At 45.9% G+C, this 12,567-nt stretch carries 12 protein-coding genes; 9 read left to right on the plus strand and 3 right to left on the minus strand.

The annotated features are described in order from the left end of the window. Positions 1-609: 609 nt before the first annotated feature. The gene (locus AC4IE7_RS18920; RefSeq protein WP_490778431.1) at positions 610-1,521 is read right to left on the minus strand and encodes a sulfurtransferase; all 912 of its coding nucleotides are present in this window, start codon (positions 1,519-1,521) and stop codon (positions 610-612) included. A 233-nt stretch (positions 1,522-1,754) separates the two neighbouring features. Here AC4IE7_RS18920 and AC4IE7_RS18925 point away from each other — a divergent pair, with 233 nt between their 5' ends. After that, on the plus strand, positions 1,755-1,937 hold the full coding sequence (locus AC4IE7_RS18925) for a hypothetical protein (protein WP_490778432.1): 183 nt from the start codon (positions 1,755-1,757) through the stop codon (positions 1,935-1,937). 8 nt (positions 1,938-1,945) lie between these two features. Here the strand turns inward: AC4IE7_RS18925 and AC4IE7_RS18930 are convergent, their stop codons facing one another. Next, the gene (locus tag AC4IE7_RS18930) at positions 1,946-3,487 is read right to left on the minus strand and encodes an SPOR domain-containing protein (protein WP_490778433.1); all 1,542 of its coding nucleotides are present in this window, start codon (positions 3,485-3,487) and stop codon (positions 1,946-1,948) included. Between the two features lie 529 nt (positions 3,488-4,016). On the opposite strand from AC4IE7_RS18930, the gene AC4IE7_RS18935 reads away from it, so the two are divergent. Further along, the gene (locus AC4IE7_RS18935; RefSeq protein WP_490778434.1) at positions 4,017-6,128 is read left to right on the plus strand and encodes a hypothetical protein; all 2,112 of its coding nucleotides are present in this window, start codon (positions 4,017-4,019) and stop codon (positions 6,126-6,128) included. Between the two features lie 88 nt (positions 6,129-6,216). Further along, a complete protein-coding gene (locus tag AC4IE7_RS18940; RefSeq protein WP_490778435.1) occupies positions 6,217-6,864 on the plus strand; it encodes a YdbL family probable chaperone protein in 648 nt (215 codons plus the stop codon). 200 nt (positions 6,865-7,064) lie between these two features. On the opposite strand, the gene AC4IE7_RS18945 is transcribed toward AC4IE7_RS18940, so the two are convergent. Continuing rightward, positions 7,065-8,210, minus strand: a complete 1,146-nt coding sequence (locus AC4IE7_RS18945) for a PQQ-dependent sugar dehydrogenase (protein WP_490778436.1) — start codon at positions 8,208-8,210, stop codon at positions 7,065-7,067. Positions 8,211-8,392: 182 nt separating this feature from the next. Here AC4IE7_RS18945 and arfB point away from each other — a divergent pair, with 182 nt between their 5' ends. From arfB to AC4IE7_RS18975, 6 genes are all read left to right on the plus strand, one after another. Further along, complete coding sequence (arfB, locus tag AC4IE7_RS18950; protein ID WP_490778437.1) at positions 8,393-8,809, plus strand: alternative ribosome rescue aminoacyl-tRNA hydrolase ArfB; 417 nt, start codon at positions 8,393-8,395, stop codon at positions 8,807-8,809. Positions 8,810-8,959: 150 nt separating this feature from the next. After that, positions 8,960-9,496: a YaeQ family protein gene (locus tag AC4IE7_RS18955; RefSeq protein WP_490778438.1), complete on the plus strand. Its 537-nt coding sequence runs from the start codon at positions 8,960-8,962 to the stop codon at positions 9,494-9,496. Positions 9,497-9,723: 227 nt separating this feature from the next. Then, on the plus strand, positions 9,724-10,077 hold the full coding sequence (locus tag AC4IE7_RS18960; RefSeq protein WP_490778439.1) for a metalloregulator ArsR/SmtB family transcription factor: 354 nt from the start codon (positions 9,724-9,726) through the stop codon (positions 10,075-10,077). Between the two features lie 87 nt (positions 10,078-10,164). Then, positions 10,165-11,091, plus strand: coding sequence for an MBL fold metallo-hydrolase (locus AC4IE7_RS18965; RefSeq protein ID WP_490778440.1), 927 nt, complete (start codon positions 10,165-10,167; stop codon positions 11,089-11,091). Between the two features lie 3 nt (positions 11,092-11,094). Continuing rightward, positions 11,095-11,331: a thioredoxin family protein gene (locus tag AC4IE7_RS18970; protein WP_490778441.1), complete on the plus strand. Its 237-nt coding sequence runs from the start codon at positions 11,095-11,097 to the stop codon at positions 11,329-11,331. 72 nt (positions 11,332-11,403) lie between these two features. After that, positions 11,404-12,357, plus strand: coding sequence for a permease (locus tag AC4IE7_RS18975; RefSeq protein ID WP_490778442.1), 954 nt, complete (start codon positions 11,404-11,406; stop codon positions 12,355-12,357). Positions 12,358-12,567 lie beyond the last annotated feature (210 nt).

Below are 12,567 nucleotides of genomic sequence, written 5' to 3' on the forward strand. Positions count from 1 at the left end.
TTAATAGATATTAGTGTTAACAGGCCCTAACAGGTGGTCTGCCGGTATGGTTTATCTGCAATCTTGGTTGGCGTGGCTATAGATGCTGGCGGGTTGGCCCGAAGAGAGCCCCACTACGGGGCCAGTGCTGCATTGCACTTCTTGAAAAGGGCATGCCATTCCCCACGAAGTGCGCCTTGCCTTGGCCCCGTAGCGGGGTACCGAACTTACCGCGCGGCCCACTAGGGTAATTTCGTATATACACTCTACTGGATTTTGCGTAGAAATAGGTTGTGTCCGCGATAAAGTCGCCAGGTTAGTAAGTGCGACAACTTAATATATCGGGTTCAGGGTTTAAAAGTGATTTCTGATCGAGGCTGGTATGCCGCCAAGGATAGGCAAAATGGCAGAACCAGCATCATCATAATTTCACAGAAACCCCTCAATGATTTGTAAAGAGGACGTAGTAAACAGGCCAATCAGTTACGTAAACTAAGCGGAGGAGGGTAGGGTGACTACTCGATCCCTTGCATGGGCCATTATGCTACGGCTGGACCCGATATATTAAGGGCACAAGCAATTAATAGAGGTACCCTAAAGTTCTCATGCTATACATCAGCGTTCCACTGTTTACAGTGCATAGTCTCCGCCGTAAGCCTCTTCACCCTCAACAACGGGAAGCGTCAAGCGATTCCCCCAGTGTGACCAGCCTCCATTATAGAGCCTGATATCTTTGTAGCCGAGATATTTCAGCTGCAAGTAGGCAAGGCTCATACGAAAGCCATCATGACAATATACATAAATTGTCTTATCTTTTGCTATCTCATTGTAAAGATCTGAAAGCTCTGATTCAGAACGCCATTTCTGTGTACTGGTTCCATCCAGGCTTACAATATTAATTGCTCCAGGGATGTGGCCAGCTGATATGGAGTGTTTGACTTCCTTTCCTGTATACATGGCATGGGGCCGGGCATCGAGTAATATTATATTCGGGTCCCGTCGGGAGACAACGTCGTCATAAACATCAGTCCATTCTACAAACATCTCAGGGTTTGCAGGTTTTAGGGTCACTTTGCCTGGTTTTGGTTGAGGTGTGGCGTCAGTGGTCATCTCTTCGAACGCGCTCCACTCTACTGTTCCGCCGTTAAGAATCTTTATCTGTTGTGTTTTAAAGCCATAAAGCTCCAATAGATAGTAGATGCGTGTAGTCAGAGCAGTGTTAGAGTCATCGTATAAAACCAATGTTGAGTCATTGTTGACACCCCATTCACGAAGTTTTGACTGGAATTGTTCACGTGATGGAAATCGCATTAAAGGATAACCCTGATTATCTCCCAAGTCCTTAAAGCGTTGTACTTGTATTGCCCCGGGTATATGGCCAATAGTGTAGTAGCGATGGGGATGATAGCGCACTTCGAGTATGACCAGATTATCATCATCAATGTGTTCAGATAACCAGTCGGATTCGACAAGGAATTCTGCTTCAGCCAGACAGTTGGTGGTAATAAGGTAGAGTATTATGAGCAGTATAGTTTTTTTCATATTCAAATATGGCTTTAATAAAGTTTGTTGTATATTTTGGATTTGGATCGAAAATTGAATCCATAGTATAGACATAACCTATGGAAATTAAACTTATCAGAAAGGATTTGTGGTTTAAGAAAGGGTAAAAACCTGAATTGGGTGGTCTATACCCTGAAATATGTCTCCAGTTCTTAGGGCGTCCAGGTAATAGAGAGGGGGCTTGGATAGCTGAGCGCTACCGAATTTATAGCATGGCCCAATGGTTGATGTGCAACGCAGTGAATAGAGTGCATACCCAGCAGATGCATGCTTCAGGTCGCGCCCGACGGGGCTTTACGACCCGTTCAGACTCTGCGTTGCACTTTTTCGACAGGCAACAAGCGCGCCTTGAATCTAAACGGGGTGTAAAGCTAGAGGGCACAAGCAGTTATTAGAGGTGCCCTTAATTTGCTATATAGGATTGAACCTGTTGCATTGAGTGAACTGTTGGCATTTTACGCTCGACATATCTTGGAAGAGCACTCAGATTACGATCAGCTTCCTCACGGGAAGAGTAGTTACCATATACCAATGCATATTGTCGGCTCTGGTTAACGGTGACCGGAAGATACGCCAGTTCGTCCTGTAATTGATTATGATAACGCCCAGCTATTTTATAGAGCTGCTTTTTTTCTTTCACAGTGGTCAAGTGGATCGTATAGTTTTTGGCAGGTTGCTGTGATAGCCATTGATCACTGTGAATCACATTTCCTTTACCAAATGTTGTGTTGGGGCGTATGTTGCTGACCCTGCCATCCAAGCTTTCGACCTGATCTTCTATTTGTGTCAACTGCTTGTTGAGGGTTGTGATCTCTTTCTGAATAATCTTATCTGTTTGTAAGCTTTTACTACCAAGCTCTACCATTTGCTCCTGACTATCGGCGATCTGTTGTGCGTTGTTGCTAACTCCACTTTGTAATTGCAGATTTTGTTGCTCTTCTGCTCTCCAGTTTGCATTGTCGTAGAGAAAAAAACCTAACATTCCTATGAGTAGTAATGCTGTGGCTATACCCAAGGTGCGATAGTGTTTCTTTTCCACCATAATCAGGCTGAAGAGCGCCCTGTCGGTGTGCTCAGAGCGGTCTTGTAGATCAGTGATCAAACCACTGTGTTCTTCAGTTTTATTTCTCAACTCTTCGATTGCTGAGGATAGTTCGGAAGTGCGTTTGTTCAGCGTGGTTGTAGAGCGGGAGAGTTCGCGACTTTTTTTTGTCAATTCATCAGCGGTTACGTCAATATTCGCAACGCGTTTTTCCAAGGCCTGGTCGACTGCCTGCATCTTAATTAAACGAGCCTGGCTGGATTTGATCTCCTCTTCAGCCCTTACAAGGTCACTACCGATCTTATCGGTCTTGTTGTCCAGAGTCTCATCCCGTTGCTGACTATCTGCAGCCAAGGCGTTTATCTCTGTTAATAACTGGCTCTCCAGTTCTCTTAATACTTTTGCATTATCTTTTATGCTTTTATTTAAGACTCTAGTTGTCTGTCTTGATTTTTCAGAGAGTTCCTCGGTGCGTTCAATCAGGGTTTGCACGTCACTATTCAGGGAGCCCATTTCAGACTCTGTTTTATCTGTTACCTCAACCAACTGCTTTGAAACTGTTTTGATCTCTTTGCTGATCAGAGATGATTTTTTTACCAGAGATTGATATGCCTGGTCTAAATCACCAAGTTGTTGGTAGGCTTCAGATACCCGACTCGTGAGGTCACTCTCTTTTTCGCTGAGATCCTGCAGTTTTGTTTTTACACCCTTGTTGGCTTCTCTTAAATCTGTTTTGAGATCATCGAGATCTGCATCGATCAGACCGATTTTTCGGTTAAGTTCAGTAGGTAAGGCTGTCGATGAACTAGCAGATTCAAAATTAACCAGGTTTTTTTTGTCGCTGGAAATTGTTACCTCATCCGGGTGATTGGATCGACTCTTTGCTTGTTTGGAATTGGACATGATAAAACCCCTCACTACTCTCTTGCGCCCAGGAACTGTCGTAGCGCAAATTATTATAAGAATAAGAATCCCCAGAGGCGTAAATTAGCAAATAGTAATATACAAATATAATTGTATTTATTTGAGGCTTTTACACAGGTCTATAAAAGTAACAATAAGGTGCTGTTTTTATGGGAATAATAATTATTTGAGGGGCAGTGTTCTTTTGTGAAAGTGTGACATTCAGCCACTTCATCTTATCAAGTGATTGCGAGGCTTGTGGTTTTCCTTGGTTTTATCGAAGCCTGGGTACTGATCTATGCGCCAGCGTTGCTCCTGGTGGTCACCAGGATCGACGAATCTGAGCTTGGACCAGAAGGCCAATGCGGTGATCAAGATCAATATTAAAATAACACTAACAGTTTTGGGTGTGATCATATGGCGTAGTATATAAAGAAGCTATGAATATTTCAGGATATAACCTTTCGGTAAACACCAGTTGGCATTCAGCCGATACTTAATTAAAAGAATGATTTACCTGTATACCATCATGCCCCAAATGAATTCGTTTTGTCGATTTCCAAAACCTGCTTTTTTTAAAGGTTGCTTGAAGCAGTTTAAATCCAATGCCCGATTATTGCTGTCGGTATATTTTCTATTGATAACCCTGAGCGCAGCAGCAGTAACTGAGATTACTCTGACTGCCGATAAGATATCTTCAGATGACTGGTCAGCGAAAGGGATCAGATTATCCATGAATCCAACAGAGCAGGGGCTTGAACTGAAACTCAATATCACTAGATTTGAGCATGAATCTTTGTCTGCAGTCTTAGGTGGTATTGATTTTCACTGCCCTCAGTTACAGGATGATATAGATGCCTATCATTGCGGTCAGGGGCGTCTACTGATCGCAGATTCTCCCTACGGTCCCCTGCGCGGGGTGGTCAGACTAAGCTACTATGACGCGGAAAACTTTTCACTCAGTATAGAAGATCTTAGAGTTGCAGAAGGTGTGCTGAGTCTATCGTTAGAAATGGACTCTGGGGCATGGCAGTTAAAAATGGATGCAAAACAAGTCGCCCTGAAAACAGTAAGAGAAAATCTTGATCTCGATATTCCACCGAAAGATTGGCAATTGACAGGCGAGTTATCCCTTATGGCTGAGCTGTCAGGTTCTGATCAGGGGCTTCAACGCATTGACATGACAGCTGATATTGCACACCTCAATTATTCGGATCAAGAGGGGCTGCAGGTTGCTGAAGATGGCACTGGTGACTTTGATGTGTCTGCCAGGCAAAAGGAGGGGATGTGGTTCGGTACGGTCACAGCTAATATGAAAAGTGGCCAGTTTTACTCCGACCCCTACTACCTGGATCTTAATCCAACACCACTTCATCTAAAGCTCAATGGTGAATGGTCGCCAGAAAAAAATATAGTTCTTCTAGAGCACATCCGGTTAGATCTGCCACCTGCACTTGAAGTTGAAGGAGAGGCCTTGATTGACCTGTCCGGGTTTGTATTGAAACAGGCCAAGCTAAGAGCTGAAACTGCCCGACTAGATACACTATACGAAACACTCCTACAATCAATTCTGATTGGCACTATGGTGGATGAGCTGACTGTGTCTGGCGAGGTGCAGGCTGAAATCGAGTTGACAGATGGAAAACTGGATCAGCTTCAGGCAATCCTGAAATCTGTTAGCCTCGATGACAAGCGAGGTCTCTTCGCAATGCATGGATTGTCTGGATCGTTGTCCTGGTCAAATCATGGTGAAGTGGAAGCCAGTCAAATAGAGATAAATAGGGGCCATATCTATCAAATACCCTACGCTTCAATTTCCGTTCATGCGCAAGCACAAGAGAGTGGGGTTGTGCTTCTCAAGCCAATCGATATACCACTTTTGGGTGGATATATTCATATCGCACAGTTCGAGAGCCAAAACTTACTCGCTGCCGCACCAGTTTGGGAGACCAGTGCCAAGGTAGACAACCTATCCTTGCAGGAACTCGCCACGGCTTTTGAATGGCCTGTTATGTCTGGAGAACTCAATGGTGAGCTTCCTTCCATGCGCTACCAGGATCAAACATTGAATCTCGATGGTGCTTTGCTGATTGATATTTTCGGTGGTCGTATCAGGGTGGATCAGCTGGTGGTCAAGCAACCGCTGGGAAGAGTTCCAGAGATGTTTGCTGCTGCTGAATTAAATAATCTGGATCTTGAGCAGATCACCCAAACATTCTCATTTGGACATATTGAGGGTGGATTGGATGGCTGGGTCAGAGGGCTTCATCTACTTAACTGGGAACCAGTTGCGTTTGATGCACTTTTTCACTCTCCGGAAGATGATGATCTGCCTCATCGAATCAGTCAGCGGGCTGTGGACAACCTCACCTCGATCGGTAATGGTATGGGAAGTGGATTGCAGAATACCTTTTTAGGGATATTTAAGGAGTTTCGCTACAATCGTATACAACTGAGTGCGAAGTTAGAGGGAGCCTTGGCCGAGCTGGATGGTATAGATCATCCGGATGGAGGCTATTATCTGGTAAAGGGTGCTGGCCTGCCTAGAATTGATGTCATTGCGCGCAATCGTCGTGTAGCCTGGAAGAGTCTGGTGGAACGCCTGAAAAATATACGTGTCGAAGGCATGGAAGTACGTTGAGTATATTGCAATGCTACATCCAGTATTGCCTTTAAAACAGTTAAATTGGTTTGCATAGTAACAAAGCAAAAGATGAGGATAACCTTTCATGATTAAGGAATCTGGTATGTTGAAATCTTTTCTGGGATATTCATTGATGGTGTTGACACTGGCAGCTTGTGTGACCATCAATATATATTTTCCTGCTGCCGCAGCAGAAGACGCTGCGAGAACAATTGTGAGGGATGTTCTTGGTGAAGAGGCTGCACCACCTGAGAACCAAACGCCTCCTGCAGAGACTCAAGAGGGGGATGATCAATCCTCTCACGACTCAACTTTAAATAAGTTTTCGTACGTTGCTGAGGCTGTGTTGAATTTTGTAGTGCCTGTAGCCAGGGCGGAACAACCTAATATAGATATTTCCTCACCATCCATTCGCAAATTACGCGCTGCTATGTCAGACAGGCAGTCTAACTTGACCTCCTACTACCGTTCTGGCGCACTGGGGTTTACCAATAGTGGCTTGGTATCTGTGCGCGAATTGAAAAAAATACCCTTGCGCGATAGAAACAAGGTAAAGAAGTTGGTTGTTGATGAGAACGGGGATCGTAAAGCGCTCTATGCTGAGATTGCCAGGGCGAATGGTCACCCTGAATGGGAGAAGAGTATTCGAGATATATTTGCCCGGGTCTGGGTTGAAGAGGCACCGAAAGGCTATTGGTATCAGAACAGTAAGGGTAGTTGGGTGAACAAGTAAATATTACAGTAGTGTGAGTCAAGCACTATTGGCCTCTCAGGCTCTGGGGCGTGGGGGATATAGTGAATACTGAATTAATCTAGGGCAGGCAGCTTATATCTCTTTTCCTGCAGAGTTCGTTATCAAAACTTGTGAGGGGGCTGCAGCGGCACTTTGGCGCTTTGCTGCAGGCCTGCACACCGTGGTTGAATGCGACATACTTAGTCACTGCCACTGGCCATAATCTTCACTAATTTGCCTTGTTGCTCATCGATCAGCAAATAGATCGATCCATCAGGGCCCTGGCGCACATCCCTAACTCTTCCCAGTTTGTTAGTCAATATTCTCTCTTCATGGACAATTTTGTCACCCTCCAGCTCCAATCTGACTAATTGCTGAAATTTCAAAGAGCCTACTAACAGATTGCCCCGCCAAGGTGGAAGTTGGTTACCGGTATAAAAGGCCATGCCTGATGGCGCTATCGATGGTATCCAGGTGTGTAGAGGCTGTTCCATTCCTGCTTTATGAGTGCCTTCGCCTATTTTTGTTCCAATCACATAGTTGACGCCATAGGTGATAGTAGGCCAGCCATAGTTGTGACCTGCTTTTGGGATGTTTATCTCATCACCACCCTGAGGGCCATGTTCATGGGTCCATAACAGACCGGTCGAAGGCTGAAGTGCAGCGCCCTGGATATTTCTGTGCCCATAACTGTAGATCTCGGGTCTCGCGTTTTTATGCGCTACAAAAGGATTGTCTTTGGGGATGCTGCCATCATCATGCAAACGGATCACAGAGCCAGCATGATCCGACAGATCTTGTGCTCTGGATTTATCGCCCCGGTCACCGAGGGTGATAAACAGCTCGCCTCTTTTGTTAAAAACCAGGCGCGAGCCAAAATGGTGTCTGGAGTTATTCTTGTTCGATAATCGAAAAATTATCTCTATCTCATTAAGGCGGTGATTATTCAATTTCCCCCTGGCTACTGCAGTACCATAGCCATCATCAGACTTTTCGGCAAAAGAGAAGTAGATATATCGATTCTTTTCGAATTGTGGATGAAGCACTAAATCGAGTAGGCCACCCTGCCCATGTTGACGAATAGCCGGGAGACCGCCGATTGGTTTGGGATCGAGATTGCCATTGGCGTCTAAGTAACGTAATTTTCCTGGCCGCTCTGTGATCAGCATGTCACCCTCAGGCAGGAAAGCCAGGGACCAGGGGTGGGAGAGCTCCTCAGTGAGGATCTCATAACGAATACTGAGCTTTTCTGTCTCGATGACTTGCGAGGCCACTACTATCTGACAGGGAAACAACACTATAAGTGCTAACGAATATATGGTTCTTTTACTGATTGTCTTGTGCACATCAAGCTCCTTCGCAGTGTTGATTCAGCTAAGGGTTAACTGTTTTGGCATAATTAATAGCGGTGTCCTTAATTAGAGGCTTTTAAAGAAAACCTCTATATCAAGATGAATCTATCGAAGCAGATCTGCAACCCTGGTATATTTAAGGAAGCTCTGATTCCTACTGTATGAAATATAGTTCAATGTCTCTATCGATAACCAAACAGATATCAATTCCAGAAAATGAGGTTGAATTTAATGCGATACGAGCCCAAGGTGCGGGGGGGCAAAATGTCAATAAAGTCTCATCGGCTATCCATCTACGCTTTGATATCCATGCTTCATCCTTGCCAGGGCTGATAAAAGAGCGTCTTCTTAAGCTGTCAGACAACAGAATCAGTCGAGACGGCATCATTGTGATTAAGGCTCAACGTTATCGGGATCAGGATAAAAATCGCCATGACGCACTGCAGAGGCTTCGCTCAATGGTGGAACTCGCTGTTGTTGCTCAGAAAAAACGTAAACCAACCCGGCCAACAAAATCGTCAGTACGGCGTCGGCTCGATGCAAAGAACCGGCGTGCTCAGCAGAAGACGTTGCGACGAAAAGTAATAGACTGACACTCAATCTGTTCAGTACAGACCATTTCTTAGCAAAATCTTTGCGGTTTTTGGCAATCAGGCAGCAAGGTTCGTATCATTGCGGCATTGATGAGGGATTTCCCTGGTCCATTGTAAGATCACTAACCAATCACGAGGTAGACTACTGTTGTGGCTTTAAAAGCAACCATCTTCAAGGCGGAACTGCAGGTCTCCAATATGGATCAGCAACATTACGCTACCTATAACCTGACTCTGGCAAGGCACCCTTCAGAAACTGATCAACGTATGATGCTGCGTTTGGTTGCATTTGCCCTGAATGCAGATGAGCTATTGAGTTTTACCAAGGGCATCAGCACTGAAGATGAGCCTGATCTCTGGTTGAAAAGCCTGAGTGACGAGATAGAGCTTTGGATCGAGTTAGGACAACCCGATGAAAAAAGGATTCGCCGAGCGTGCGGTCGTGCCAGGAAGGTGACGGTATATCCCTATGCCGAGCGTAGTGCAGGTGTCTGGTGGGAGCAGATGCGAGACGTAGTAAGTCGTTTCACCAATTTGTCTGTTCTCAGGCTATCTGCGGTCGATGATGGTCTACTGCAAGATCTGGCTCAGCGTAATATGCATCTGCATGTCACCATTCAGGAAGGGCAGGTGTGGCTGGGTGATGAGCAACAAACGGTTATGGTTGAGCTTCATCAGTTGCAGTAGTGGCTGGTTACTACTGATTTCATCTCTTTTCAGGGGTGATCTACCGACTTCAGTAGATAGGTCTTTTCCACCTTTTTGCTAACTCCCTGTTCACGGTATCGATCACTCTTTGAGCAGATCAAGTGTATGCAATAAGTTGACGGTGTAGTGCGGCTCGAATAGTGCTCTGAGACCACCTCAACTATATATGCTTGATCGTATATACCGTTTTCCGTATATTATGCTGCATGAATATAAATCCAAAAGAGTTATTTTCCAGTCTCTCTCACGAGACCAGAATACGTTGCATCTCTTTACTACTTCAACACGAAGAGCTATGTGTCTGTGAGTTAACCCATGCAATTGGTGCTGCACAGCCCCATATCTCCCGTCATCTGGCACAGCTACGAGAAGCCGGAGTGATCCTTGACCGCCGAGATGGGCTTTGGATTCACTACCGGATCAACCCCGATCTTCCCTCTTGGGTTATGGGTGTTCTGTCTGAAACCCTGCACGGCATTAAGCAGGAACCGCCTTTTAAGCAGGATGCTGACACGCTCGCCGTGATGCCCAGCAGGCTGGGCTCACCCAGATGTGCATAACCCTCATCTGCAAACATCAAATATTCAATCAAGAGATACAGCCATGATGTACAAGGCCAACAAACCATCCATGGTGGAGTTTGATTTATGATTCGCTCTACCCTGTTTATCTGGCTCGTTCTCATCTCTTTCGGGACAGATGCCTTTGAGCTGGCAGTTGAACCTGTCAGTAAAAATAGTTACGCAATAGTCGGTGAGATTGGCCCCCGCACACCCGAAAACCATGCCCTGAACAATACACTTGGTTTTGTGGTGACCAGTGACGGTGTTGTCCTTGTTGGCTCAGGCGCATTGCCTGCAGGTGCAGAGTTGATCGAAAAGGCGGTCGCAAGTGTGACCAATAAACCGATTCGACTGGTCGTTAATATTGGGGTTCAAGATCATCACTGGCTGGGTAACAGCTACTTTGCTGACAAAGGAATCACCATCAAGGCGCTTAGAAGGACTGTAGAGAGTCAGCAGCAGCAAGTTGATGCACAACTCGCACGACTTAAAGCCCAGGTTGGTGATAGGACCGACACCGTTACACCAGTGTTTGCCTCAGAGGTAGTGGATGCCGACCAGCAGGTTTTCACAATTGGCGAGGTTACTTTCAATCTGATTTGGCCAGGTGACGGTCATTTTACTGGCGATGCCGTGTTGTGGATTGCTGAGACAAGCACCCTGTTCAGCGGCGATTTTGTATTCAATGACCGTATGCTAGGTATCCATCCCTCCACACCTGTTGCCAAATGGCAGAATTCGTTCCATGTCATTGAACAACTGGAGCCTCTGCATGTTGTGCCTGGCCATGGCCATCCCGCAGATCTCGACAAAGCTCGTCGCGATACCGGTAACTATCTTGACTGGCTTGTAGTGCAGGTTGGCAAAGCGCTGGATGAGTGGCAGGAACTGAGCGACACGTTGGAAGTATTGGCGAATGCGCCTGATTTTACCCACCTGAAATTCTACAAAAGCTGGCACAAACGAAATATCCACCAGACTTACTTACAATTTGAAGCCATGAGGGAATAAGAGATGAAAGTCATTAAAGTACTGGGGACAGGATGCAAGAACTGTGAGACCACTGCCAAATTGATCACCCTTGCTGCAGAACAGGCAGGTGTAGAGATTGAACTGGAAAAAGTCACCGATATGGCTCAAATCATGAGCTACGGTGTGATGTCCACACCCGGCGTGGTAGTCGATGGTGAGGTCGTCCACGCAGGAGGATTGCCTGGGCCTGACCTGGTGCGTCAATGGGTTTCAGATTAAAAAACCTAATTCGATCCCACTATGAACTGATAAGGAGATCAGGTTCTTGCCAGGAATTAGGAGAGAATCCCGTTGTTCGATGCTTTTGCGAAAATAGTCGTTTTTCAGCTGCTCAACGTATCAGCGGATACACAGCTTGGAGCCGCTTTGCATTTTTTCGTCATGGATGTGGCGAAAATCTTTTTTCTCCTGGTTGTCATCATCTATGTAATGGGACTGTTGCGTGCATTTCTTTCACCTGAGCGGGTGCGAGAATATGTACAAAATCGGCCGGATTGGCAGGCAAGAGGGATGGCCGTCACTTTAGGTGCGGTTACACCCTTTTGCTCCTGTTCATCTGTGCCCCTGTTTATCGGTTTTGTTGAAGCAGGTATTCCCCTTGGGGTCACATTCTCGTTTCTAATCGCTTCACCAATGATCAATGAAGTCGCCGTTGTGATTCTTATCGGTATTCTTGGCTGGAAACTCACCCTGCTCTATGTGACTGCTGGATTGCTGGTGGCGTGGTTTGGCGGATTGGCAATGAAGTGGCTGAAAACCGAGCGCTGGGTAGAGGAGTACGTGTGGGATATCCAAATGGGCAAAGTGGCCCAGCCCAGAATCAATACCTCTCTCAAGGGGCGACACCAATACGCAATGGGGGAAGTTAGAGAGATTGTCAGAAGAATCTGGAAGTGGGTACTGCTTGGTGTAGGCGTGGGTGCTCTTTTCCATGGCTTTGTTCCCGAGGGTTGGGTTAGTTCCCATCTTGCTTCCGGTAATTGGTATGACGTACCTACAGCCGTTCTGCTGGGGATACCGCTCTATTCCAATGCCACCGGCATAATCCCCGTAGCTGAGGCTATGCTTGGGAAAGGCGTTGCTATAGGTACGACACTGGCACTGATGATGAGCGTTGCAGCCTTGTCACTGCCTGAGATACTCATCCTGAGAAAGGTAATCAAATGGCAGGCACTGGCGATATTCGCACTCGTTCTGGCGGTTTCATTTATTTTTGTCGGCTGGCTCTTTAACGGGATTGTGTGAAAGGTTTTTAAAACATTATCTATATTCTGCATGTCATGGTTGCTGCTTATCCCTCCATAATTTTTGTCCGACTTAAATAGATATGTGGTAAGGCGATGTTACTTACCACATCAAAGTCTGAAGTTGCCTGTTGTTTTTAGATGCATGCTTAGCTTTTTTCTCCACACCCAGAACAGACCGAGATAACCGGTAAGATTCTAATTCTTGGTA

The sequence above is a fragment of the Candidatus Thiodiazotropha sp. AKAK3 genome, from assembly GCF_058244645.1.

Bases quoted from the DNA above. Each gene is read 5' to 3' on its own strand.
- AC4IE7_RS18920 (WP_490778431.1), bottom strand. From the start codon at position 1,521: ATGAAAAAAACTATACTGCTCATAATACTCTACCTTATTACCACCAAC.
- AC4IE7_RS18925 (WP_490778432.1), top strand. From the start codon at position 1,755: ATGGCCCAATGGTTGATGTGCAACGCAGTGAATAGAGTGCATACCCAG.
- AC4IE7_RS18930 (WP_490778433.1), bottom strand. From the start codon at position 3,487: ATGTCCAATTCCAAACAAGCAAAGAGTCGATCCAATCACCCGGATGAG.
- AC4IE7_RS18935 (WP_490778434.1), top strand. From the start codon at position 4,017: ATGCCCCAAATGAATTCGTTTTGTCGATTTCCAAAACCTGCTTTTTTT.
- AC4IE7_RS18940 (WP_490778435.1), top strand. From the start codon at position 6,217: ATGATTAAGGAATCTGGTATGTTGAAATCTTTTCTGGGATATTCATTG.
- arfB (WP_490778437.1), top strand. From the start codon at position 8,393: ATGTCTCTATCGATAACCAAACAGATATCAATTCCAGAAAATGAGGTT.
- AC4IE7_RS18960 (WP_490778439.1), top strand. From the start codon at position 9,724: ATGAATATAAATCCAAAAGAGTTATTTTCCAGTCTCTCTCACGAGACC.
- AC4IE7_RS18965 (WP_490778440.1), top strand. From the start codon at position 10,165: ATGATTCGCTCTACCCTGTTTATCTGGCTCGTTCTCATCTCTTTCGGG.
- AC4IE7_RS18970 (WP_490778441.1), top strand. From the start codon at position 11,095: ATGAAAGTCATTAAAGTACTGGGGACAGGATGCAAGAACTGTGAGACC.